General features: G+C 37.6%; 27 protein-coding genes. 22 read left to right on the forward strand and 5 right to left on the reverse strand.

The window, feature by feature from the left end:
• Positions 1-125: 125 nt before the first annotated feature.
• The 11 genes from N782_RS09940 (at position 126) to N782_RS09990 (ending at position 11,405) form a co-directional block, all read left to right on the forward strand.
• Positions 126-698: a biotin transporter BioY gene (locus N782_RS09940; RefSeq protein ID WP_036819105.1), complete on the forward strand. Its 573-nt coding sequence runs from the start codon at positions 126-128 to the stop codon at positions 696-698.
• A gap of 96 nt (positions 699-794) precedes the next feature.
• A complete protein-coding gene (locus tag N782_RS09945) occupies positions 795-2,270 on the forward strand; it encodes an AMP-binding protein (protein WP_036819107.1) in 1,476 nt (491 codons plus the stop codon).
• 4 nt (positions 2,271-2,274) lie between these two features.
• Positions 2,275-3,426: a thiolase family protein gene (locus tag N782_RS09950; RefSeq protein WP_036819109.1), complete on the forward strand. Its 1,152-nt coding sequence runs from the start codon at positions 2,275-2,277 to the stop codon at positions 3,424-3,426.
• 2 nt (positions 3,427-3,428) lie between these two features.
• Positions 3,429-3,857: an FAS1-like dehydratase domain-containing protein gene (locus tag N782_RS20710; protein WP_052111279.1), complete on the forward strand. Its 429-nt coding sequence runs from the start codon at positions 3,429-3,431 to the stop codon at positions 3,855-3,857.
• A 1-nt stretch (position 3,858) separates the two neighbouring features.
• On the forward strand, positions 3,859-4,251 hold the full coding sequence (locus tag N782_RS20715; RefSeq protein WP_052111280.1) for a MaoC family dehydratase: 393 nt from the start codon (positions 3,859-3,861) through the stop codon (positions 4,249-4,251).
• Positions 4,252-5,028: an SDR family NAD(P)-dependent oxidoreductase gene (locus N782_RS09965; protein ID WP_052111281.1), complete on the forward strand. Its 777-nt coding sequence runs from the start codon at positions 4,252-4,254 to the stop codon at positions 5,026-5,028.
• A 584-nt stretch (positions 5,029-5,612) separates the two neighbouring features.
• Positions 5,613-7,337, forward strand: a complete 1,725-nt coding sequence (locus N782_RS09970; RefSeq protein WP_036819111.1) for a peptide ABC transporter substrate-binding protein — start codon at positions 5,613-5,615, stop codon at positions 7,335-7,337.
• 177 nt (positions 7,338-7,514) lie between these two features.
• The gene (locus N782_RS09975; protein ID WP_036819113.1) at positions 7,515-8,444 is read left to right on the forward strand and encodes an ABC transporter permease; all 930 of its coding nucleotides are present in this window, start codon (positions 7,515-7,517) and stop codon (positions 8,442-8,444) included.
• Positions 8,444-9,373, forward strand: a complete 930-nt coding sequence (locus tag N782_RS09980) for an ABC transporter permease (protein WP_152600754.1) — start codon at positions 8,444-8,446, stop codon at positions 9,371-9,373. The genes N782_RS09975 and N782_RS09980 overlap by 1 nt, the downstream gene beginning before the upstream one ends.
• Before the next feature lie 22 nt (positions 9,374-9,395).
• Complete coding sequence (locus tag N782_RS09985) at positions 9,396-10,385, forward strand: ABC transporter ATP-binding protein (protein WP_036819117.1); 990 nt, start codon at positions 9,396-9,398, stop codon at positions 10,383-10,385.
• A 24-nt stretch (positions 10,386-10,409) separates the two neighbouring features.
• Complete coding sequence (locus N782_RS09990; protein ID WP_052111282.1) at positions 10,410-11,405, forward strand: ABC transporter ATP-binding protein; 996 nt, start codon at positions 10,410-10,412, stop codon at positions 11,403-11,405.
• 154 nt (positions 11,406-11,559) lie between these two features.
• Here N782_RS09990 and N782_RS09995 read toward each other — a convergent pair whose 3' ends face one another.
• The 3 genes from N782_RS09995 to ytzI form a co-directional block, all read right to left on the reverse strand.
• Positions 11,560-12,114, reverse strand: coding sequence for a CBO0543 family protein (locus tag N782_RS09995; RefSeq protein WP_036819118.1), 555 nt, complete (start codon positions 12,112-12,114; stop codon positions 11,560-11,562).
• A 158-nt stretch (positions 12,115-12,272) separates the two neighbouring features.
• On the reverse strand, positions 12,273-12,968 hold the full coding sequence (rpiA, locus tag N782_RS10000; protein ID WP_084103045.1) for a ribose 5-phosphate isomerase A: 696 nt from the start codon (positions 12,966-12,968) through the stop codon (positions 12,273-12,275).
• A 223-nt stretch (positions 12,969-13,191) separates the two neighbouring features.
• On the reverse strand, positions 13,192-13,353 hold the full coding sequence (gene ytzI / locus N782_RS21030; protein ID WP_152600753.1) for a YtzI protein: 162 nt from the start codon (positions 13,351-13,353) through the stop codon (positions 13,192-13,194).
• Between the two features lie 218 nt (positions 13,354-13,571).
• On the opposite strand from ytzI, the gene N782_RS10005 reads away from it, so the two are divergent.
• Entirely contained in the window at positions 13,572-15,071 is a 1,500-nt protein-coding gene (locus tag N782_RS10005; RefSeq protein ID WP_036819122.1) for a plasmid pRiA4b ORF-3 family protein, read from the forward strand.
• 157 nt (positions 15,072-15,228) lie between these two features.
• On the opposite strand, the gene N782_RS10010 is transcribed toward N782_RS10005, so the two are convergent.
• On the reverse strand, positions 15,229-16,002 hold the full coding sequence (locus N782_RS10010) for a TerC family protein (protein WP_036819124.1): 774 nt from the start codon (positions 16,000-16,002) through the stop codon (positions 15,229-15,231).
• Between the two features lie 363 nt (positions 16,003-16,365).
• Here N782_RS10010 and N782_RS10015 point away from each other — a divergent pair, with 363 nt between their 5' ends.
• The 7 genes from N782_RS10015 (at position 16,366) to N782_RS10050 (ending at position 22,614) form a co-directional block, all read left to right on the forward strand.
• Positions 16,366-16,659, forward strand: a complete 294-nt coding sequence (locus N782_RS10015; RefSeq protein ID WP_036819126.1) for a Dabb family protein — start codon at positions 16,366-16,368, stop codon at positions 16,657-16,659.
• 242 nt (positions 16,660-16,901) lie between these two features.
• Positions 16,902-17,873, forward strand: a complete 972-nt coding sequence (gene trhO, locus N782_RS10020; protein WP_036819127.1) for an oxygen-dependent tRNA uridine(34) hydroxylase TrhO — start codon at positions 16,902-16,904, stop codon at positions 17,871-17,873.
• A gap of 164 nt (positions 17,874-18,037) precedes the next feature.
• Entirely contained in the window at positions 18,038-19,018 is a 981-nt protein-coding gene (dapF, locus tag N782_RS10025) for a diaminopimelate epimerase (protein ID WP_036819130.1), read from the forward strand.
• Between the two features lie 611 nt (positions 19,019-19,629).
• Entirely contained in the window at positions 19,630-20,184 is a 555-nt protein-coding gene (locus N782_RS10035) for a hypothetical protein (RefSeq protein ID WP_036819134.1), read from the forward strand.
• Between the two features lie 275 nt (positions 20,185-20,459).
• A complete protein-coding gene (locus N782_RS10040; RefSeq protein WP_036819137.1) occupies positions 20,460-21,053 on the forward strand; it encodes a CBO0543 family protein in 594 nt (197 codons plus the stop codon).
• 468 nt (positions 21,054-21,521) lie between these two features.
• Positions 21,522-22,124, forward strand: coding sequence for a hypothetical protein (locus tag N782_RS10045; RefSeq protein ID WP_036819139.1), 603 nt, complete (start codon positions 21,522-21,524; stop codon positions 22,122-22,124).
• 61 nt (positions 22,125-22,185) lie between these two features.
• Complete coding sequence (locus tag N782_RS10050; RefSeq protein ID WP_036819142.1) at positions 22,186-22,614, forward strand: hypothetical protein; 429 nt, start codon at positions 22,186-22,188, stop codon at positions 22,612-22,614.
• A 45-nt stretch (positions 22,615-22,659) separates the two neighbouring features.
• Here the strand turns inward: N782_RS10050 and N782_RS10055 are convergent, their stop codons facing one another.
• A complete protein-coding gene (locus tag N782_RS10055) occupies positions 22,660-22,944 on the reverse strand; it encodes a hypothetical protein (protein ID WP_036819145.1) in 285 nt (94 codons plus the stop codon).
• A 131-nt stretch (positions 22,945-23,075) separates the two neighbouring features.
• Here N782_RS10055 and N782_RS10060 point away from each other — a divergent pair, with 131 nt between their 5' ends.
• The 3 genes from N782_RS10060 (at position 23,076) to N782_RS21820 (ending at position 24,796) form a co-directional block, all read left to right on the forward strand.
• Positions 23,076-24,059 carry a Gfo/Idh/MocA family protein gene (locus N782_RS10060; protein ID WP_036819148.1) on the forward strand — a complete coding sequence of 328 codons (984 nt, stop codon included), beginning with the start codon at positions 23,076-23,078 and terminating at the stop codon, positions 24,057-24,059.
• A gap of 66 nt (positions 24,060-24,125) precedes the next feature.
• Entirely contained in the window at positions 24,126-24,566 is a 441-nt protein-coding gene (locus N782_RS10065; protein ID WP_036819151.1) for a ferritin-like domain-containing protein, read from the forward strand.
• 65 nt (positions 24,567-24,631) lie between these two features.
• Positions 24,632-24,796, forward strand: a complete 165-nt coding sequence (locus N782_RS21820; RefSeq protein WP_202595686.1) for a hypothetical protein — start codon at positions 24,632-24,634, stop codon at positions 24,794-24,796.
• Positions 24,797-25,606 lie beyond the last annotated feature (810 nt).

Here is a 25,606-nt window from a genome sequence, read left to right on the forward strand (position 1 = left end):
AAGTCAATATAAATAAGTATAAAAAGTTTCTACATCACAATTGTTAACCGTTAAATAATTAGGTTGACAATGTTGGTGAATTGCTATATTCTACATACAAATAAGGGACAAAGTAGGTGGTTTAGATGGAATTAAGGACGATGATTTATGCTTCATTATTTGCCGCAATCGTAGGAGCACTAGGGTTATTACCTCCCTTGGTAACTCCATTCACACCAGTACCTATTACAGCACAGACACTAGGCGTCATGCTTGCAGGCTCTCTTTTAGGTGCTAAAAGAGGTGGTTTAAGCTTATTAGTCTTTGTCTTGTTAGTAATGGTAGGCGCGCCACTTCTTTCTGGAGGACGTGGAGGCTTAGGAGTTTTATTTGGTGTATCAGGAGGTTACATATTAAGCTGGCCAATTGCAGCGTTCGTGATTGGATATCTAGTGGAACGTTTTTGGAATCGGATGAATATCGGACTATTCATCTTAGCCAATGTGATTGGAGGAGTTATAGTAGTTTATGCAATGGGGGTTACCTACTTATCTTTTATTACAGAAACTACTTGGGGGCAGGCAGCATGGTCCGCTCTCATTTATCTTCCTGGTGATCTAGTAAAAGTAGTAGTAGCTTCTGTTCTTGCTACACAAATGATGCGTGTTTACCCTCTGATTGAGAAGAATCGCTCCAGCCAAGTTTCAAGAGCTGCATAAAGAGTATATAGGTTTGCCGAATGAGGCAAGCCTTTTTAATTACTGTAACTCTTCCTGTATAATATAGGAAACGTGTGAAAAATGGAGGACTGCACAATGTCTATTATTGGCGACCGCGTTGCACATTACGCATCAAGTCAAGCTAGTAAACTAGCAATCTGTACATTGGATGAACAAGTTACCTATAAAGAATTGCAACTACATATCGACCAAATGCAGCAAATTTTACTATCCCTTATTCCTGATATAAAAGGAAAGAAAATAGCGTTTTTACTTAATCACAGTGTTAGTTGGGTGGAAGTCTTCCTTGCAATTAGTGGAATTGGGGGGATTGCCGTTCCACTCGATTCAAAGTGGAAAGGCAATCAAATGAAACATGTACTAGCTGATTGCAATCCAGATATGGTGATATCTACGGATACATTTTTAGGAAAATTCCCTATACTTGAATCCTATTCCTATCAACCAGTAAGCCGGTTCTATCAACTACCAAAACGGTTCTCTACAATATCAGATGTTAAAGAAGATGATTTATTCTATATAGGTTACACTTCTGGAACTACAGGTACGCCTAAAGGATTTATGAGGACGCATCGTTCATGGGCGGATTGTTTTTCTGAGGGAAAGAAACGGTTTGGGTTAACGGAAGAAGATAAGGTTTTTTGTCCTGGACCTCTAGTACATAGTCATTTCCTATATGCCTCTTTACAAGCTTTACACATTGGGGCGACGCTTTATGTGAACAATCATTTTGATGCGGAAGATGTTTTAGAACGTATAGATCGTGAAGGAATTACTGTTTTGTACGTGGTTCCCACTATGTTTGAAGCTATGCAAAAGGTGAGTCATCACTATACATTATCGAGATTAAAAACATTAATTTCCTCGGGAGCCAAGTGGGGGAAAGAATCTAAGCAAAAAGCAATTGAGTTATTACCTCATGCACAAATCTATGAGTTTTATGGTGCTTCAGAATTAAGTTTTGTAAGTGTGAAAGATATACGGGATGAACTACATGCTGAAGGTAGTATAGGTGTTCCCTTCCAGCTTGTAGAACTATCTATACGTACAGAAAATGGGGAAGAAGCACAAGCTGGAGAAGTAGGTGAACTTTATGTCAAAAGTCCCTGGATATTCTCAGGATATTTGAATAAACCTGAAAGAACGGATGAAGTTTTTGCAGGAGAATGGGCTACAGTGGGAGACCTTGGATATAGGGATGAATCAGGCAACATCCTTCTTGTCGGACGTAAGCATAATATGATCATTAGTGGTGGGTTGAATATTTATCCAGAAGAAGTAGAGCTTGTTATTCGGAACCATCCACTAATAGAAGATGTTCTCGTGTTAGGTATTGAGGATGTCTATTGGGGTGAAAAAGTCGTTGCCATTTATATACCATCTCAAAGTGACCAACTAGATGTGGAAGAACTAAAGATGCATTGTAAAACAGAGCTTCCAAGCTACAAGTGTCCAAAAGATTGGATAGAGTCATCACATTTCTATTATACCTCTAGTGGAAAAGTATCACGTGACAAAATGAAGCAATGGATTCAATCAGCAGTGAGGTGAAAAGATGAACAATGCGGTTATCGTATCAGTTAAACGAACAGCAATTGGTAGAATAGGAGGGGCTTTGGCACATTTAAGACCAGAGCAATTAGCAAGTCCTCTTATTCAATCCATCATCAGTGAGTCGAGTCTAGATCCAATGATGATAGACGATGTAATCTTAGGAAATGTAGTCGGTCCTGGTGGTAATATGGCCCGACTATCCTTATTACAAGCAGGGCTCCCAACTTCCGTTCCTGGAGTAACTGTAGATAGGCAGTGTGGCTCAGGCCTGGAAGCAATAAATATGGCATCACGTCTTGTCCAGGCAGGGGCAGGAGATATGTATATAGCTGGTGGCGTCGAGAGTACAAGCAGAGCACCATGGAAAGTAGAAAAGCCTGAATCTTTATTTAATCCAAGTGGTCCAACTTTTTATGGTAGAGCTCGTTTTTCTCCAGAAGAGATAGGCGATCCTGAAATGGGGGAAGCGGCAGAGAATGTAGCTTCCGCTTATCATGTTTCAAGAGAGGATCAAGATGTCTATGCCTATTCTAGTCATCAAAAAGCGATAAACGCGCAACAAGAAAATGTATTCCAAAGTGAAATTGTACCAGTTGATGGTATTGATGTGGATGAATGTCCACGTCCAAATACTTCGTTAAGCAAATTAGCACGTTTACACTCTGTGTTTCGAGATTATGGTACAGTGACAGCAGGAAACGCATGTCCATTAAATGATGGTGCAGCTGTGGTTCTTATTATGTCAGAAGAGAAGTGTAAACAGCTAGGTCTAACCCCTCTTGCACAATTCATTGATGCTACTAGTGCTGGAGTAGACCCTAATTATCTCGGTATAGGTCCAGTTCCAGCAGTAAGAAAACTATTAGAACGCCAACATTGTAGTATTGAAACAATCGATGTTGTAGAGTTTAATGAAGCTTTTGCTTCTCAAACGTTAGCATCCTTACGAGAATTACGCATTCCGCTCGATAAAGTCAATCTCTCCGGTGGAGCTTTGGCTTTAGGACATCCATATGGAGCATCAGGCGCAATTCTAGTTACTCGTTTAATTACCGAAATGAAGCGTCATCATCTTCATACAGGGCTTGCAACACTTGGTATTGGTGGTGGACTAGGACTAGCTACTATGCTTCAGAATGTACAGGAGGGTTAAAAATGGATGCCAGCTTTATCGGCTCTACTACTGAAGTACATTTGATTTGTATTTCTCCCCAAGAAATTAAAGAGTACGCAGAAGCGATATTCCTTCAAAATCCTATTTATGTTGATCGTAGTAAAGCTGTAGAAGCAGGATTTGAAGATATCCCAGTTCCTCCAACGATGCCCATTGTGTTTTGGCAATCTATTCACATACCTTGGATTTCTGACTTTGATGGGTTCGTTCATACGAACCAGAGTTTCCAGTATGATCAGTGTCTTTTTGCTAATAAAACCTACGAATGTGTAGTAGAACTTACTAATGTTGTTGAGAAGATCCGTCACAATAAAAGTATGACATTTATGGAGCATAAGTTACTCATTTATCATCAAGGCGAGTTATGCGGAACAGCTTTTACAACCTTTATGACTGTTGAGGAGGAGTGACATGAATAAGAAAAGACAACAGCCACTCGTCGAAGAGTTTCCTCGTGTAACGTATGAGCATGTTGCTCGGTATATTCGAGCTTCAGGTGATGATAACCCGATTCACTACGATGAAGAAGTAGCCAAAAAGGCAGGTTTCAACCGACCTATAGTACATGGTATGTGGACACTTGGAGTCATGACCTCTCTTGTTTGGAAATGGTATGGAGCTCACGTGCAACTAACTAAAGTTGATTCTTCTTTTAAGTATCCTCTTTTTCTAGGAGATTCCTTGCTGGTTAAGGGGGAGGTTGTTGAAAATCGAGAAAGTGAAATAGAAATGAAACTCATTGCTGTGAACCAAGATAATCGAACGCTTGTAAGTACTCAAATTGTGATAAGAGGAGCGAGGTAAATGAATGATATGCAAAAAGAAGTAATTATCATTACAGGATCTACTCGTGGTATAGGCAGAAGTACAGCGATTGCTCTAGCCGAATCTGGCGCAGCTGTTGTAGTGAATGGTAGAAATGAAGAAGAAGTTCAAGAGCTTGTCTCCATCATTCGAGCAAATGGTGGATGTGCTGCTGGTTGGAGTGGATGTGTGAAAGAGGAACGAGCTGGAGAGCAACTCGTCCATGTGGCACGAACCAATTTTGGAACTGTTACAGGTCTGATTAATAATGCAGGGATTATACGCGACCAAAAATCGTATCGGATGGAATATCAAGATTTCTCAGACGTGATTGATGTCCATGTAAAAGGTGCTTTTATTTGTAGTAAAGCTGCTATCCAAGATATGCGTTCAACGAATACAAACGGATTTATTTTAAATATTACCTCGTTAGCTGGCCTGATTGGTACGATAGGCCAGGTAAACTATAGTGCAGCTAAAGCGGCGTTAATAGGGATGACTCATACGCTAGCTAAGGAATTAGTAAAGGATTCCATCCAAGTTAATGCCATCGCTCCTGCGGCAGAAACCGATATGACCCGTCCTTTTATAGAAAAAGTGAAACAACAAGCAACACCTGAAGAACAAGCATACTGGAGTATTGGTAGCCCTGAGGATGTTGCAACCTTTATTGTTACTTTTATAAAAGACCGTAAATTAAGAGAGACAGGGGAAATATACGCTATTAACGGGAACGAATCAGGTAGGTGGCTTCCACCTTCATATGAACTACTATAGAACATATAAAAAAAGAGCAAAATCATGTGTGATTTTGCCTCTTTTTTTTGCGTTTTCAAATCGTTCATAAAATATAAAAGGCGCACATGTTGTAATATCTTGCTTTTTAATCTAATTCATTATATTATTAAAACATTTTCATTTTCTTCCACTGAAGACCACCTTATAAAGAGGGAGGTCTTTTTTTTATCCAAAATTCAACGCTTGTGTATAACTAAAAAAAGTGATGCAGCCACGTCCAGCTCCAGCACCCAGCGACTTGCAAACTTCCTGCACCTCTTTACGATAAGTTAACATCGAATCACTGTTCTCCGTGTTTTCTTTATCTCATGCGGATTCATAGGAAGTTCGATTAAGGTCGCTGCACCGTGCAGCAACATCGAACCAACCCACGTCGTGTGGGCCGCAGTTTGTACGTTGCTAAAAGTGCGCTTGCGCTTTTGCTCTCGATTACTTTCACTACCTCTAGTACTAGTACGAAAAAATTATATAAATCTATGGAATAAAGCATATCCCCTCTAAATATATTGAGAAGCAGAGAGGAAAATTTAGTCCACTCAAGATGAAAAAGGGGGATAAACGTAATGAGTAAGAAGCTTTTAGCGGTCTTTAGTTTATTGTTGGTTCTTATGTTTGGACTAGCTGGCTGTTTTAGTGGAGATTCAGAGGATGTAACAAAAGATGATTCAACCGATACCGCAGATACATCTACAGATACCGATACTAGTGAAGACACAGAAAGTACGAATGATGGTGGAGAAGAAAAGATTCTACATTTAAATAACTCATCAGAACCAGGAGCGCTACACCCTGGCTTAGCGGAAGGCACGCACGATTCTTGGCCGCTAAATCACTTGTTCGAAGGATTAACGAAGAAAAGTCCAGATGGGGAAGTCGAACCTGGGATGGCTGAAAAGTGGGAAACGAGTGAAGATGGTTTAGAGTGGACATTCTTCTTGAAGCAGGATGTAAATTGGTCAAACGGTGATCCTGTGACAGCGGAAGATTTCAAATATGCATGGTTGCACGCTCTTGATCCAAATGTAGGTTCATCTTACGCATATCAACTGTACTACCTAAAAGGTGCAACAGAATATAACTCTGCAGACATAGAAGCAGTAAGTGACGAAGACCTAACAAAGCTTCGTGAAGAAGTAGGAATTGAGGCTGTAGATGAAAAGACATTAAAAGTAACGTTAGCACAACCAACACCATATTTCTTGGATTTAACTTCATTCTACACGTACTTTCCAATTAACAAGAATGTACAAGAAGAAAATCCAGAGTGGTATCAGGAAGCTGATGGTTATGTATCAAATGGTGCATTCACATTGGAGGAGTGGAAGCATAAAGAAAGTATTACACTAAAAAAGAATGAGAATTACTACGATAAAGATCAAATCAACCTTGATGGTATTAACTTCTTAATGATTGAGGAAGCCTCTACTACATGGCAAATGTACCGTAACGGTGAGTTGGATTTCCTATATCCACTACCACAGGATGTAGTAGGTCAAATGAGTGAGAATGATGATCCAGAATTTAATATTGCTCCTGACCTAGCTATCTATTACTACAACTTCAATACGGAGAAAAAACCATTTAACAATGCCAAAGTCCGTAAAGCACTTTCTATGGCGATTAATCGTGAAGATTTAGTAGAGTTCGTAGCACAAGGTGGACAACAGCCAGCATATGGTGTTGTGCCAGAAGGTATTAATGATGTTGATGGTGATTTCCGTCAAAATGGTGGTGCTTTATTCGAATCTGATTTAGAAAAAGCAAAAGCACTTCTTGCCGAAGGCCTAAAGGAAGAAGGCATGGATTCTATGGATGAATTCGTGATTCTATATAATACTTCAGAAGGCCACCAGGCGATTGCTTCAGCTATTCAAGAAATGTGGCGTAAAAACCTAGATGTCTCAACGAAATTAGAAAATGTAGAATTCCAGGTTAAATTAGATCGTGAAAAAGCTGGAGATTTCATGGTATCTCGTGCAGGTTGGATTGGGGATTATGTTGACCCGATGACCTTCATGGATCTTTGGGTTACAGATGGTCCTTACAATGATGCAAACTGGAGTAATACGGAATATGATAGCTTGATTGAAAAAGCCAAAACAACGATGGATGCAGCAGAACGTATGGATGCGATGCATCAAGCAGAACAAATTCTTATGGATGAAATGCCTGTTATGCCAATCTATTTCTATACTAAGCCTTTTACAGTGAAACCGTATGTTAAAGATATCTACACACCAATTAACAAATACACCCAGTTCCATTATGCCGATATTGAAAAAGAGTAATAGCCTCTCATCTAAACATGAGTAACGTTTTATTGTCCTGCTACCAATTGAGGTAGCAGGATTAATCCTATATTTAAAGCAAAAAAAAAGAGTATTTTTTGCGCTTGCGCTATTCTTTATGAGTTGGACTGGCTGTGTTGTGTATCTATGTCTATATGAATTGGGGTGAAGGATAGTATGTTTCGTTATACATTGAAGCGATTAGGATGGGCTATCGTAACGCTTTGGGCAGTAATAACAATAACCTTCTTATTAATGCACAGTATTCCTGGGAATCCATTTGCAAAAGAAGGAACAATGCCAGAAGCTGTCTATAATAATCTTCAGCATTATTATAATTTGGATAAACCACTTGTTGTTCAATATGGTTTGTATTTAAAACAGTTAGCGCAATTTGATTTTGGACCTTCGTTAAAGTCTAAAACAATTACGGTGAACGATTATATTGTAAACGGTTTCCCTGTGTCGTTGCATCTTGGCATGCAAGCTTTAGTCATTGCCATTGCATTTGGTCTTATTTTCGGCGTCATTGCTTCCTTAAACCGTAACCGATGGCCTGATTACGTGTCCATGGTGTTATCGATTATAGGTATCTCGGTACCTAGTTTTATATTAGCGACATTCTTAATTAATTTCGTTGCAGTGGAATGGGGGCTCCTGCCGGTAGCGACTTGGTCATCTTGGTCACATACAGTTTTGCCATCTGTGTCTCTTGCGATGATGCCGATGGCGTATATTGCACGATTGATGCGTTCGAGTATGCTTGAAGTGCTAGGTCAGGATTATATTAATACAGCTCGTGCTAAAGGGATTGCCAAGCACATGATTATTTTTAAGCATGCGATTCGAAATGCAATTCTTCCAGTTGTGACAGTACTAGGCATCATTACTGCTAACCTCGTAACAGGCAGTTTTATCATTGAACAAATCTTTGGCATTCCTGGTATGGGAGAAATGTTTGTAAAAGGAATTTTTAATCGTGATTATCCTGTTATTTTAGGCTCGACAATCTTTTATGCAGCTATATTAATCTTCCTTGTGTTTATTGTAGACATTGCTTATACATTTATCGATCCAAGAATTAAGATAACGGGGGAGAGTAAATGATGAAGAACAATGAACAGTTAACCAAGGAAATGTTTCAGAAGGTTCATGATAACTTTGAACATGCAGAAAAAATCAATCGACCAAGTGTGTCGTATTGGGCTGATGTATGGCGTCGTATTAAGGAAAATAAACTTGCTATGTTAGGATTGATACTCATTATCTCCCTTTCTATACTTGCAATAATAGGTCCCTATATAAATGGCTATTCCTACTACGAACAAAACTTCATGGAAAAAAATCTTAAACCTAACGCTGAACACTGGTTTGGGACGGATCAACTAGGACGGGATATATTCACAAGGGTATGGTACGGTGCGCGAATATCTTTGTTTATTGGAGTGATGGCTGCTCTTATCGATTTTCTAGTAGGCATCATTTACGGTGGTATTTCCGGTATGGCAAGTGGACGCACAGACAATATAATGATGCGGATTGCCGAAATTCTATATGCAATTCCTTATCTGTTAATGGTTATTCTTCTAATGGTCGTCATGGAACAAGGCTTATGGACCATTATTTTAGCTATGACCCTTACTGGTTGGATTCCAATGGCCAGACTAGTTAGGGGACAGGTGCTTCAAATGAAAGAACAGGAATTTGTTCAAGCATCAGAAGCACTTGGCGCGAAAACGGGATGGGTATTAAGAAAACATATGATTCCAAACACAATGGGACCTATATTAGTTAACGTAACGCTAACGGTACCTACAGCTATATTTGCTGAAGCTACGTTGAGTTTTCTTGGATTAGGTATTCCTGCACCACAGGCAAGTTGGGGAACAATGGCTAATGATGCATTGGATAGTATCTTAGTCGGAAACTTTTATCAGTTGTTTTTTCCTGCCATTTTGATTTCCTTAACGATGTTCGCATTTAACGTCTTTGGCGATGGGCTTCGTGATGCATTAGATCCTAAGCTGCGAAAATAGAATAAAAGGAAGGAGGGTTTTTGTGAGTAATATATTAGAAGTGAAAGATTTGGTTGTTTCCTTTCATACCTTTGGAGGAGAGGTTCAGGCTGTACGTGGTGTGAATTTTTCAGTGCCAAAGGGAAAGACGGTGGCTATTGTAGGGGAATCCGGTTGTGGTAAGAGTGTAACAGCCAAATCCATTATGCAGTTACTGCCTAAACCTCCAGCTGAGTATAAACAGGGAGAAATATTGTTTAATGGAGACAATATATTGGCAAAATCAGAACGGGACATGCAGAGGATAAGAGGAAATGAAATTGGCATGATTTTTCAGGATCCTATGACCTCCTTAAACCCTACTACAAAAGTGGGAGCTCAGATTACAGAAGGGATTTTAAAACATAAAGATGTCTCAAGAAAAGAGGCAAGGTCACAGGCAATCGAATTGCTAAATCTTGTAGGCATTCCACAACCTGAAAAGCGTGTTGATCAATATCCACACGAATTTTCCGGGGGGATGCGGCAACGAGCCATGATAGCAATTTCTCTGGCTTGTGAACCTGATCTCTTAATAGCAGATGAACCCACGACAGCACTTGACGTGACTATCCAGGCGCAAATATTGAAGCTAATGAAAGATTTACAAAATAAAACAGGAACATCCATAATCTTGATTACTCATGACCTGGGTGTTGTCGCAGAAACATGTGACCATGTAGTAGTAATGTATGCTGGACAAGTTATCGAAACAGGTACAGTAGAAGAAGTGTTTGAAACACCACAACATCCATACACAAAAGGGCTGATGAAGTCCGTTCCTAGACTGGATCAAGATAAAAAGCAACCTCTTATTCCTATCATAGGATCTCCTCCTGACTTAATGGATCCTACAGAAGGTTGTCCGTTTTTCGCTCGTTGTGAATATGCAATGGAAGTGTGTCGTGACCATAATCCGTCATTTGAATATATGGGGGGAAATCAACATGCTTCATGTTGGTTGCACCACCCATTAGCAAAGGCATCAGAATAAAATGATGTAGGGAGGAGAATCTTGATGGGTTCCAAGGAGAATACGTATGAAGCGGTTGTGACAAAGGAGGGAAGAGAACCTCTATTACAAGTGAAAGGTTTAACGAAATATTTTAAAGTGAATAAGCAACATTTAAAAGCTGTGGAGAATGTATCATTAGATATATATGAAGGAGAAACAGTCGGACTAGTTGGTGAATCAGGATGTGGTAAATCTACGGCTGGACGAACCATTATTAGACTTCACAAACCAACAGCTGGAGATGTGTACTTTAATGGAGAAGATATCAATCAGTACTCTGGTAAAAAGTTAAAACAGCTTCGAAGAGAAATACAGATGATTTTCCAGGATCCTTATGCTTCCTTGAATCCAAGAATGACTGTTGAGGATATAATCGGAGAAGCTCTTGATATCCACGGATTAGCACGCGGTAAGAAACGTAAGGAACGGATTTTAGAACTACTTGATTTAGTGGGGCTTGATGCAGAGCATATTAGTCGATTTCCTCATGAATTTAGTGGAGGTCAACGACAACGCATTGGGATTGCACGTGCGTTAGCAGTGGAGCCGAAATTTATTGTCTGCGATGAGCCTATATCAGCTTTAGACGTATCAATCCAAGCTCAAGTGGTGAATTTACTTCAAAAGCTACAAAAACAAATGGGGTTAACCTATTTATTTATAGCACATGATTTATCGATGGTGAAATACATCTCAGATCGCATTTTAGTTATGTATTTGGGGAATATGATGGAACTGGCATCAAGTGATGAACTTCATGAAAACCCGCTACATCCTTACACACAAGCATTGCTCTCAGCAGTGCCCGTGCCAGATCCAAAATTAAAGGATAGAGAACGAATCGTCGTTAGTGGTGATGTCCCTAGTCCATTAAATCCTCCAAGTGGATGTGTTTTCCGTACAAGATGTCCTCATGCAATGGATATTTGTGCAAAGCAAGTGCCAGAGTGGAAAGAAGTGAGAGAGAATCATTTTACTGCATGCCATTTATATGAGTAATGTAAGAACCATAAGAATGTTCTTATGGTTCTTTTCTTATCGTCTAGCTTAAAATAAACATGGTAACATCATCGGATGCAGTTTGTACGTGGAAAACCGCACATCCTGAGCTTTTGTTCATTGATGCTATTTAGTAAGGTGCTACATTCTCCTGTTACAGAGGAGCATAACTTTTTCGTGTTGCAATGAAATCAGCTAGTAAGTAAATGATAATGTAAATAAAGAAGGAATAGTATAGCTTCCACTCCTCACGATCGTACATATCAAGCCATTCGAATATAGTTTCAGCTACATATGAACTTAAAAATGCAAAAATGATAGCTTTGATGACAGGATTTACGTTTGGTTTAATTTGGATTAAAGCCATTGTAATAACAGGTAGTAATGTGAAATCCCAAGGAAAGAAAGCTGGTATTGTAGGCACTACTTCCGAATGATAATGCCATAACCCCAAACTAATACCGATTAAATCAAACCACGATGATACAAAAAGTACAAAAAGACCTGCTGTTAACAAACGCCAGGTACTATCTTTTTTTCTTAAAAAAATCCATAGAACCCAAGGAACAACAGCTAAAATGAAACCAATCCACCATTGTAATGAAAAGAGTACACTCTCAAAGAAAATGCTAGTAATCATATCATTAGCTTTTTCTATTAAATTGTAGGCATCTGTCATTTTGTTGGTAACACTTTGGTCCATTTCCATTTAATCACCACACTGGTATTAGAGAATTTCTTCTATTTTTCTCTTGTAATCTGTCTATTATACAGTGTGGTCTTTTATTGACCTACAGACTAGTGGGAACCATTGCTTTAATACAGGTTGAAAAGATACTCACAACCCCTATAGGTAAGCATACTATTCTATACGGATATTACATTAATATTATATTCTATAAATAAACCTGTCTCGATAACACCTGGAATTGCAGCAAGTCTCATCTCATCATTTTTATCAATTGATGAAAAATAAGCATCGAGTATGAGGTTACCAGCTTCTGTTATAACAGGGCCATCTTTAGCTGTAGCTTGACGTAAGTGGACTTTTTCAACAGGAAAAGTGGATAATTTCGTTTCCACAAGGTGAAGTGCGCGTTGATCAACTTCAATTGGCACAGGGAATTTTTCTCCCAAACGGTTTACGAATTTTGATTGGTCTACGAGGATGTAATTTTCTGGTGAGCTGGCTATAACGAGCTTTTCGTGAAACATGGCACCACCTCGTCCTTTAATTAAATGATGGTTAGGGTCCACTTCATCTGCTCCGTCAAATGCCCAGTCTGGTTTAGCTGTGGCCAAAGTAGTTGTGGGAATGCCCAGTGTTGCACAGGTAATCATTACCTCCTGTGAAGTGGGAATGGCAGTGACCTTATATCCTTTTTCTTTTACATAATCGGCTATAGTTTGAAGCGCTAGAAAAGAAGTCGATCCTGACCCGACCCCTATTACGTCTCCATCTTTTGCCCTTTGTGCTATTTGATCAGCAACGTGTTGTTTAGCTTGTTTATTAGAAATGTTACTCGACCACTGTGTATGAGTAGCTAATGGATTGTTCCACATAATTAATATACACCTCTCTACAGGTTACTCTATTCCTATAGTACCCGATTTTCTTTGTATGACACAAAATATGATTTCTTCTGTTAACTTATATCTGCTCCATCCTATGTTTGAGTTTGCATATGATTAGGGAACGATAAGGAATGATTACGAAATTATTCTTCGTTGGTATAAAAAATCTCCTTACCTGTAAAGGAAGGAGTATTTATATAATGCTTGGTTATTATGCTTTTTTATTGGAGTGGTTTTCATTATGATCGGCTGGAATTTCATCCGGTAAAGGATCGACAGTATGATTGTACTGGTACCCTTTTGAAATAGCAGCCATCGTCAGAAGAAGCACTGCCACCATGATAATCATGCATACAATTAATATGGCAAACACGTGATGTTCCCTCCTTAACTAAACGAAGCAATCAGACTATATACCCCAGTTTATCACAGCTCTAGAGGGGGAGGAACAATAACTTTCCACTATACAGTGTTTAAATCATACTCCAGCGCCAGCAATCTTCTTGATTACGTTACATCCTGAAGACTGTGCTCGGTGGAAGCTTATGCTTATCTTCAGTTCCTACATCAAGAGTGTCAGAGGAGGAAATTATGATTTATCAGCTAAAGATAAAACTAGAAGGAGAAGAGGTACCAGTATGGAGAAGGGTGGAAATTCCTTCTAATTTCACATTTCAGAATCTCCATAATGTAATCCAATCTTGCTACAATTGGCAAGACAGCCATGTTCATATGTTTACATTACTCAAGAATGGTGAAGTGCCAGTGAAAATAGGTATGAACCTAGGTGAAGATCTATTTCCTGTTGATTATTTTGAAGATAATGAAAGGATAGATGCTTGGTTGACATCTCCTGGGGATACACTTACGTATCAATATGATTTCGGAGATGACTGGTTACACACGGTAGAATTAGAGGAGACATTTGAACAGCTACCTGAGATGATTTATCCGCGTTGCACAAGAGTAAGAGGGACAGCACCTAAAGAAGACGGAAGGATAACATGGGAAGGCTCTGAAGAAATTAAGGATGAAAAAGTATATATAGATGCTATCAATAAAAAATTACTGAAAAAGTTTCATGAAAAAGAAAAATCACAAGGAGATATTAATCAAGAATTATTTGATAATATCGTAGCGTTCAAACAGCGCAAGCCTTGGAAGAAAATAAGCGATCATCAAGTAATTGCTATTGAAAATCCTATAGAATGGCAAGAAGATTTTGGACAGTTTAGCTTTTGTTCTATTTTAGGAAGTAATGGCCAAGAATTTGGTGTTGCAATATACTTTGGATCACAAGGCTTACGAGAGATGGACAAAATTTTAAGAAATCAATTTGAAGAAGAAGATACGTATGAGATGCAAAACCTATTAGTGACATTTGTAGATCGAGAGGAACTAACTAAAACCGATTACCAGGAAATTAAAGCCCAGCAGTTAACGTTTAGAGGTAAAAATCAATGGCCACAACTAAGAAGCTTTTTACCAACTTACCATCCATGGTATGTGAATCATAAGGAAAAGAAACATGTTAGTTATATTTTATCTGTGATACTTGAGTTATTAGATTCAACTATCGATGAAAAAGAGATTAAAACAAAGCCACCAGAATACTTTGCCATTTTAGAAGCTGAAGATGGATTTGAAATATCTACCCTAATGGCACATGTTGAAGATGTTAAGTATGACCACGAACTGTATTTAGCTCAAGAAGAAATGGAACCATTAAAATTTCAAAAACGTCTAAATGAGCCTATGCGATTGGATCAATTTTTCTTACCAGACCCAGTTCAGGAGGAGGAAGGTGTCCGTCCATATTATGTGGAAGTAACGGTCTTTTTTGCACCCGAGCAGCAGCAAATGCTTGACGCTCAAGTACACCCTGCATTACCTCCTTCTCATTTACAACGATTTATTAAGGATCAATTCATGAATCTAGGGATTCCAAATGAAGTACAAGTTGCCAATAAAGCTTTATATGAAACAATAAAACCGTTACTCGAAGCTTTAGGTATATCTCATTCTTATTTGAATCAAGACGAGACGATGGATGTCATCAAATCTGAAATGAAAAATCAAAACTATTCCTAGAATAAAATGGCACGGTTAACCTTTGTTGGTTAACCGTGCTTATTTTATAAGAATAGCGTAGTAGCCAACATCGTGGCGACTTATTTGGGAATTGGATAGAAAAATAGGGAAGCAATGGGGCTATTAATTTAAGTCATGTATTTGAAAGTAAACATCCTTAGCTCTCATTCTTTTTAAGCAATTTACCTTCTGGTGCAAACCACCCCAACAAACCAATTGCTACCAGAACTCCGTAGAATGTTACTGTCCAACTTGTGCTATGTGGAAAGTGGTGAGGCAATACACCAATTTCCTTATGAGCAAGTGTGATAACCGCTAATTTAACCCCGACCCATGCTACAATAGCATAAGCGGTGGTTTCTAATGCTGGCCGTTTTTCAAGTAATTTTACAAACCAAGTAGCAGCATATTTGATTAATATAAGCCCGGCAATGCCTCCTAGTACAACTATAATAAATTTTCCGCCATCCATACCCCCAAAATCACCTATAGGAGAATTTGGAAGACCTAGCGCTAGGGCTACTGCAGCAAGAATAGAATCAATTGCAAACGCAAGGTCTGCGAGAGCAATCTTACCTACTGTTGGCCAAAAGCCTTTACCAGTAGTTTCTTCTTTCAAATCCTCTTCAATGTTTTCGTTTTCTTTTCCAAACTGAGCTTTAATAACATGTTTTAAGCCTAAATAAAGAAGATAAGCAGCACCTATTGCTTGTATTTGCCACACATTAGCAATAAACGAAATAGCAAAAAGAGCAATAAACCTGAATGCAAAGGCCATAAAAATACCGTATTTAATGGCCCTCTCTTTTTCTTCTTTTGGTAAATGCTTAGCAATGATCGCAAGTACTAGTGCGTTATCAGCTGATAATAACCCCTCTAGCCCTATTAGTATTAATAACGTCCATGTATATTCTAACCATATTGATTCCAAAAAGATTCTCCCTTCTTAGCAAGGTATTAACATGGTTCATGATAGTAGCGTATATTTCCACATAATTGCGTGAGATAAAGGTAAAGACACAAAATAATCAAGCATTCATGTATAATATTTGTAATAAAGTTCTTAATCAATAGCCACTTAATATTAACCTTCCAACTTCCGATTAAATAATTCTATATAATAAGAAATCTCAATAGGGATTTCTTACTCCAATTAAAGATAAAAGGCATGTATTAATGCTTTTGTTACATTAAAGCTTTCTTGTGTTTTGAAATGTTATAATGAATCCTCAATATCAAGTGTTTCAATGCAAAAAGCTTGGGAACATTTTTTTAAAGAAAGGATGAAAAAACAATGATCGAACATATAGTTATATTCAAATTTAACGACCAAACAACAGAGGATCAAAAAAAGGAAGCAATCACTCAATTGAAGTCTCTTAAACAAGAGATACCTGGGATTATTGATATCCAGGCAGGGGTGAATTTTTCAGATAGAAGCCAAGGGTTTGAATTGGGGTTAACAGTACGTTTTGAAGACAAGCAATCTCTAGAAAATTATGGACCACATGAGAAGCACCAAGAAGTAGTGTCTTACTTAAAAGAAATAGGACTATCAGATATAGTTGTTGTAGATTTTGAAATTTAAGGATAGAAAAATGCTTTTAAGTGATTATAGTCACTTTTACAATAGGAATTTAATTATCAAAATTAACTATTGCAAAACAACCACCTTTAGCCTTATAATATTACGTTGTAGTATGGATAAAGGTGGTTTTAAGAGGTGTTCGTTTTTTATCGGAAAAACGGCCTGGTGATCAATATTACCATCAACAGCTCAGTTGCCTAATTTTATATCCTGCAAATATAAATAGATAGGTGGAATCAACAATGGAAGAGAAAAACAATTATCAAGTATTGCTTTATTATAAATATGTAACGATTGAAGATCCTGAGCAATTTGCACAAAATCATCTTGAGTTCTGCAATAGCTTGGGTTTAAAGGGAAGAATCCTTGTCGCATCTGAAGGGATTAACGGTACAGTATCAGGGCCTAAAGAGCAAACGGAGAAGTATATGGAAGCGATGAACAATGATTCTCTTTTTGCCGATATGCCATTTAAAATTGATGAAGCAAGTGGTCATGCATTTAAGAAAATGCATGTTCGTCCACGTCCTGAATTGGTAACGTTGCGTCTTGAGGATGATATTAATCCGCATGATTTAACAGGGGAGTACCTGGAACCGAAAGAATTTTATCAAAAAATGCACGATGAAAATACAATTATTCTTGATGCCCGTAATGATTATGAGTATGATCTCGGTCATTTCCGTGGCGCTATTCGTCCAGATATTAATTCATTCCGTGAGCTACCGGATTGGGTTCGTGAAAATAAAGAAATGTTAGAAGGCAAACAAATTCTAACCTATTGTACAGGCGGAATCCGTTGTGAAAAGTTCTCTGGCTGGTTGAAGAAAGAAGGCTTCGAGAACGTTGGACAGCTTCACGGAGGAATTGCCACATATGGCAAGGACCCAGAAGTACAAGGTCAGCTATGGGATGGGCAAATGTATGTGTTTGATGAACGCATTAGTGTGCCAGTTAACCAGACAGAACATGTTGTCGTAGGGGTGGACCATTTTGATGGGAAACCATGTGAACGATATGTAAATTGTTCTAATCCTGACTGTAATAAGCAAATTCTATGCTCCGAAGAAAATGAGTACAAGTATATGAGAGGCTGTACACCTGAATGTAGAGTCCATGAACGTAACCGTTATGTAGAAGAGCATAATATGAGTCAAGATGAAATTAATGAACGTCTTCATGCACTAGGAGAAGGCGAAAGTCAAGCTTCATAAAAAGTGAGTAGATTTTTTAAGTCTCTAAGGAGTACCATTCCTTAGAGACTTTTTTTACAACTTATATTGAACGAGAGCGAAACTAATGGTTTGGGCTTGAAAAAACGACTAAAAAAAAGGACAATAACATAGAGTACGTTACTGTAAGAAAGGGAGTGGCTTTCTTGAACATAGAGATTATAAAGTGTCACGGATCGAATAATGACTTTGTACTTATAGATGAACTGTTTCAAACCTATCATTTTAGTGAATCTGATCGCGTATCAATTGCAACTACGCTATGCGATAGAGATGGATTAATTGGAGCTGATGGTATATTGTTCACGATGCCTAGTAACCATGCAGATGCTAGGATGAGAATGTTTAACCCAGATGGTTCCGAGGCTGAAATGTGTGGGAATGGACTTCGTTGTGTCGGGCGTTATGTGTGTGAGAAATTAGATAGAAACGAAATAATGGTGGAAACGAACGAAGCAGATTTATCCGTTGTCAAAAAAGGGGAAATCTATGATGATGTCCCTGCTTATGAAGTATCTATCGAGCCAGTCCGTTTAGACCCACAATTGTTTATGAAAACAGAGAAGAAGCTTCATGTGGAGTTGCCGATTGAAACATTATCTGAAGACCTCACATTTACGGCTGTATCTGTCCCAAATCCCCATTTAATTACAATGGTACCTGAAATTCATGATGAGAATCTATCGTCCATTGGCAAACAAGCTAATGAAGATAAGAACTTATTACCATCAGGAGTAAATGTTAGTTTCATTCAACCATTGGGAGATCAAAAGATATTTGTGCGGACCTATGAACGAGGTGTAGGCTTGACCAATGCATGCGGAACGGCTATGTCTGCCTCTTCATTAACGACTGTGTTGTTAGAAATCAATCAACTAAGTAAAGAAATCTATGTCTATAATCGTGGCGGCTATGTCATTTGTGTTGTGGAAAAACAAGGGGACGAATACGTTATCAAATTAAGAGGTAACGCTACCTATGAGTATAAAACAACACTTGATATTGACCTTGAAAATAAAACATGTAAAGAACAATCGGATCGAGTATGGTTTGAGCAAGAAAAAGAAGCTTACGCAAAATTACAAGAACATGCGAAAGAAGAAATTAACCTAGCTGCTCATGAGTAGGTTTGGCAAAAAATGTATGAAGAATAAGCTCTTATAATAATTAGCAATGTAAAACGACCAGTTGTTCATACTCTGGTCGTTTTGTTTTATATACGTTGTGCCGAAATCGCCCTCGGGGATCTTGCCTGCCTACCTCATTCTCCGCCGGGAGCCTCCTTGTTCCACTACTACCGTGGCTATTATTGGGATGAACGGAAACATAGCCAGGAAGTAAAATTGGGGTGGTCGCTCCTGATTTGGAAAAGTTGCTTTGAATTTGGCAAGAGTCGCTCCTATATCCGGAAAGTTGCTCCAAATTTCGAATACTCGCTCGCAAAGGCTCCCAGCACACATTTCATCGCACATCCGATTCCGGCTAGGGAGCTGTATCTCTCCAAAATAGCGGACGCTCCTGTTTTGAACAAGCTGCTCAGAATATTGTCATGGTCGCCACAATATCTCTACTTAAAGTCTTCAAATTATGCCTCGTATCTTGAATAACTCTTACCCTTTTTATTTAGTGTAAATACAAATCCTAATAGCCATAGTACACTACATAATATAGAAGAATATGGTAAAATGTAGAAGGTGCATAAAAGGTCATGAATCATAAGTATAAGAGGAGGATTTTAGTGAATCTTGCCTGGTTGATTGTTGCCTGTGAAATTGGCTTTTGGTTGTTCATTGTATTTGGATTAGTTACTCGATATATATGGAATAAGAAAAAACTTGGCTTATTCCTTTTAGCCTTAACTCCTGTTATCGATATTGTACTTCTAGTAGTTACTGGTATTGATCTTTATTATGGATCTAAAGCTACAGTTATACATGGACTGGCAGCAGTATATATAGGTATTTCTATTGGTTTTGGAAAGCGGATGATCGAATGGGCTGATGAACAGTTTTCTTATTATGTAATAAAACAAGGACCAAAACCAAAAAAACTGTTTGGTATGCAAAAAGCTGTCCACTATTTTAAAGGGTGGTTACGCCACCTCATATCTTACCTAATTGGAATTGGATTACTAGCAGGAATGGTATTGTTTTTACGAGATACTAATCAAACAGAGCCTCTGGTGCAATTAGGAAGAACATGGACAGTCATTTTGGGGATTGACCTAATGATTACTATTAGTTATTTCCTCTTTCCGAAAAAGGAAAAGGTAAGAAAAACCAGTATTGGATAAAACAATTTTAATGAAATCCATACAAGAAGTATGAATAGTTGCAAACTAAGTTGGAAAACTATTCACGAGGTGATTCCTATGAAGAATCTTCTTATACTGATTGTATTGCTTGTTGTTTTGTTGTAATGTTTAGGATTTTAATAAAGCTTTTATCCTCCAAAGGAAAACCACCATTTATATGGAAGGGTTTTCCTTTTTTTGTATAAAAGAAAGGGAACTTGTGAAAAATAAGAAAATATTTCTTTATATTATTTTTTAAGATTGAGGAGAAAAATATGTCTGATTTTTTACAATATCCTTTAGAGCATTTCATCATGTTATCTGTCGTTATAGGTAGTTTATTGGGTGCTTATTTTATATTAAGAATTAATTGGAAACGTTATGGTCTTTTGTTTTTTTTAAGTGGGTTAATTGGAAATATACTTTGTATGATCTTCCTATTACTTAACTTTTATAAATTTCCAGTCGTTCCGTTTCATCTTGGTATAAAAATGCCGGTTTCTGCTATTTTGACTGCTTTTCCATATTATGTTTTATTGGGGGTTCGCTATAGTCCTAAAAGATGGGCATGGAAGATTCCTTTTTATATGGGGATGGTGAATCTTGGAATATTAGTTGAAAAGTTATTGGAAGAGTACACAGAAATTATTGAATACACAACTTATTGGGATACATTCGACTCATATGCAGTATGGTGGGTATATCTTTTGGTATTTGAATACATAGGAGGACGACTTATACCTCAGGAGGATCGTAAACCAATACATGTTAAATCATTATGGTATGGTCGATGGGCATGGTTTGTTCTGCATTTTATTTTTTTGGTGACCATTTTTTTAGCAGGCGTTTATGTAGGATGGCTGTTGTAAAATAAGGGAAAAAATAGTGTTCCTATTTAGCGATGCGAAGAGGGGATGATCTTATTTTCCTATTTAAGATTCCCTTAAATTTTAACAAATGGTCTTTGAAAAAACTATAGATAAGTAAACCTAGTGAGAGGGGAAATAAGCCAATTAACAATACATTTTTTCTTTTACATTTTATAAAGTGTGCCTTACACGCGAAAAAGAGAGTGCCCATAACTAGAGATGTATAAACTCATCTAGTTTATTTTCTGTACCTAATCTAGGAAAGGATATAATGAGTGGGATAAGGACGTGAATCCCACAATTTGGGCTGAGTATTTCATTGTTAATATATTGTCTTTAGATAAAGTCATTTTATCATTCCTAGTGGAAGCTCTATGATATGGGGTGCAAAAAATGTAAGTTTCCTTCTAGTACAGAGGGATATACTTTATATAATCGTTAATAAGTAAATCTGAATAGGGGTTAATAATGAATCGAACGTTCATGTATCTAATTTTAGTAGTAATGGTATTGTGTATAAGTGCATGGTTTAGCAGTAACGTCTTTTCTCTTAATGAAACTAATTCATCAAAAAGCAATTCAAATGCTCTAAAAGAAGCAGAGCAAAAGATTCAATCTTTACAAAAACAAATAAACAATTTAAAAAAAGAAAACCATTCTATTAAACTAGAGATTCCAGAAGAAAAAGCTTTCTTTCAAAACAACGTTATTTCTAGAAATAACCTGTCTATAGAACAGTTAAAAGATATTCTAGGTGAACCAAAGTCTATTGAGGAGTATGATTCTATTAAAGGAACTCAATATGATTTTCACTATCGAGAAGCATCGTTCACGTTTGAGAAATCAAAAAACCAAACTTGGTTAAAGTCGTTTTCATTTACTCAACCTATTATTATGACGCAACATGGAATTACAGTAGGTGATACTACCCAGAATGTTGTGAAAGCATATGGTAATCAATACCGTATTGAAAAAGATGCAATGATATATGGAGGCAAGTCCAATACTATACTATTTATCATAAGAGATGACCAAGTTAAAAGAATTCAAATTCGGTATGATTATGAATAATATCTTATATTAAATGTTTATATTTTTTAAATTCGCAAATAAGTAGGAAGGAAGCATGTATATGAGTCATGCATTTAAGATTGCGATGTCCATACTTCTTATAAGTATCGTATTTCTAGGAGGCTACATTGTTGGGGAAAAGCAAACAAGTACCGTCACAAGAAAGGTAATGGTTGGATATGAGGGGGAGGGACCTCAGCAAAGAATTAACTATGATAAAGTAATTACAAATGCACAAAGTCAGAAAACCGTGGACCGGCTTTTGCAATTAATGTTGTATAGTAAACAACTGGAGAACGTAACGATGGATGAGGAACCTGATATATATATAATGGTGAATAGTACTGAGAGAGGTATAAGCTTAGTTCGTTCAGAAATTTGGTTAGCTAAACGAGAGGCTATTATCAAAATGGAAGAAGGAGATTATCGAAAACTCAACCTTAGTGAGACTGAAAAACTAAAAGAATTAATCGATTATAAAGGAAGCTAGTTGATTTTGATGGATGACAATGGGACCCTCATAAACTGAGGGAGCTTAGGATGTTTTGGTAGGTAATGAGGAAGAAAGGATATAGCCCACTAAAAAAAATATTCCCATTCCAATGGAGATGTTGAACAGCATTTCATGACCAGATCCAACCATAGGATCATAGTTTTTATAGGGACTTAATAGGAGTGCGCCAAAAATATCTAAAATCAATAACGTGAAAAAGGTTTTATTGTAGATAGCTTTAACTCTCTCATTTTTATTCTTAACGGTTGTATGTACCATATAGGATGCGAGTATAAACAAAAACAGTAGTGTGAAATACGTGCTCACTGAATTTTCCCCCAATTTCTAAGAACATGTTACTCAATGCTAATGATACAATATTAACATATAAAAGGTGAAAAATTCTCATAATGGAATATTTGTCAAATAGGTTACTAATTGAAAGGGGAAATATATGAATGGTAAAGTTCGGGGTAATAGGTACAAATTGGATTACAGATCGTTTTCTAGAGTCTGTTAAGGACTTAAAAGAGTTTGAATTAACAGCAGTACACTCGCGTACAGAGGAAAAAGCAGAGGAATTTGCACGAAAGTATAATATTTCAAAAACGTTTACAGACTATAAAGATATGGCAAAGAGTGACACTATAGATGCTGTATATATTGCGAGTCCAAATTATGTACATAGTAAGCAAGCAATAGTGTTCTTGAATCATAAGAAGCATGTGCTATGTGAAAAGCCCCTTGCTTCAAATATTAAGGAAACCCAGGCAATGATTGATGCAGCTACGAAGAATGAGGTTGTGTTAATGGAAGCTATGAGAACAACACTTGTCCCGAATTTTAAACGAATACAAGACAATTTGTATAAACTAGGTAAAGTGCGTCGATATGTTGCTAGCTATAGTAAGTACTCATCACGTTATGATGCTTATAAAGAAGGGACTGTATTGAATGCATTTAATCCTACCTATTCAAATGGCTCCTTAATGGATTTAGGTGTGTATTGTATTTATCCATTGGTTGTTTTGTTTGGGGAACCTGAAAGTATCAAGGCTTCAGGGGTATTACTCGACTCAGGAGCTGATGGATCAGGTAGTATCCTAGCTCAATACAACGATATGGATGCGGTGATAATGCATTCAAAAATGAATGATTCTCATTTACCTTCTGAAATTCAAGGAGAAGAAGCAAGTATGATCATTCACGAAAATATATCGACTCCAGAATATGTAGAAATCAAATATAAAGATGGATCAGTGGAAACGATAAGCGAACCTCATGAGCAAGAGGAAATGTACTATGAAGGTGAAGAGTTTATCCGCTTAATACAACAAGGGAAGAAAATGTCCACTATTAATACTTTACAAAATTCCCTTACCACAGCAGTCATTATGGAAACTGCTAGAAAACAAATAGGCTTGATTTACCCTGCTGACTAATCATTGACTGTCTTCGCATAATCCTTCCGTTATTCGAAATACTAGTAACGACTAGGAGGGATAGGCATGTCGAATGAGGATGTAGTAAAAACGTTAAATAAATTTCTACAAGGTCAATACATGGGTATCCATGCTTATGAACATTACATAGGCAAGCTGAAGGATCGGTATGTAAAAAAAGAATTCCAAGGAATTCAACAAGACCATAAAGAGCATGCTCAAAGGGTTGCTGAACGAATTCAAAATTTAGGTGGTAAACCAGTAGATGATGAAGGAATTGTAGGATCATTACAAGGTTTTATTGGGAAGTTTAGTATTCCAGAAGATACAGATGGGATTATAGAAAGTGCAAGGAAAGGTGAGAGCTACTATGGTATTGAAATTTCCGAGGAAATAGTAAAAGGCGATTTAGACAAAGAAACTCACCGAATAGTAAAGGGAATACTAGACAAAGATCGAAAGCATGTTGATTTGTTGGATCGAATGAGTCATGATCGAAGACCATAGTATAGATTAGCATTCCTTTCCTCATACTACACGTACATTAACATAGAAAAGGATGTGAAGTACGAATGGATCCTAAAAAACATGACTTAAATTTGCTAAAAGATGAAAAAGTAGCTCCCACTATGAATGAAGAAGATTCATATGGAGAAGATGCAACACAAGAGGAAATAGAGCATGGCGAGTCAACCAAGGTAACTCGAATCATAAATGATGAGATTGATCCTAGTTAAAAACATTCATTAAAATCATAGAAGTCCTTTTGGGGGCTTCTTTTTTTTGTGAGAGTATAATATGGTAATATTTTAGGAAGTGTACAATTGGAGAAAGGAACTTATAAAATAGATATGATAAGTTACATTTGGAGTGTGATGCTTCCAACACCTCCTCCATACGCCTAGCAGAAAAATTAGGTTTTCATACCCCTGTTGAGTACTCTGTATTTATATGAGTGGCTCTGTTAAAGTTTGGTTTTGATTTTGGAATCAACTAATCAAAATAGCCTTATTCAAGATAAGAAGCATAATTTTGAAGACTTTGATTTGAGATAATTTATATAATTACCATTACTAACTGGTCTAAAAAGATGGATGTTTCCGTTGCTTTCGTGAGAATAAAGGTGGCCGTGGAACAACTCGCGTCCTGCCGGCGAGCTGGCAAGCCTCCTCGAGCCCAAGAGCGGGGCTCTGCGGGGTCTCGCCTACCTCTTTCTCCGGCGGGAGTCTCCTTGTTCCACGGCCACCTTTGCTGTTTTGGGAGGGACGGAAACATGGGCAGAAAAGGGAGTTTTAGGTTTTCGCTCCTATTTTAGAAAAGTTGATCTATATGTGGCGAGAGTCGCTCCTGTTTTTAGAAACTCGCTCCTAATTTCGAAAACTCGCTCACAAAGGTCTTCATACACCCTGACGCAAATCCGACCTTGGTTGGTACGGCGCAAGTCACCAAAACTGTAGTTGCTCCTGATATTCAAAAGTCACTCCAGAGCCCATAATTGTGGCAAAAGGTCGCTACTACGCATAGCAAACTCGATCAATTTTATGGCA

The sequence above is a fragment of the Pontibacillus yanchengensis Y32 genome, from assembly GCF_000770635.1.
In the GTDB taxonomy this organism is placed as follows: Bacteria; Bacillota; Bacilli; order Bacillales; family BH030062; genus Pontibacillus; species Pontibacillus yanchengensis.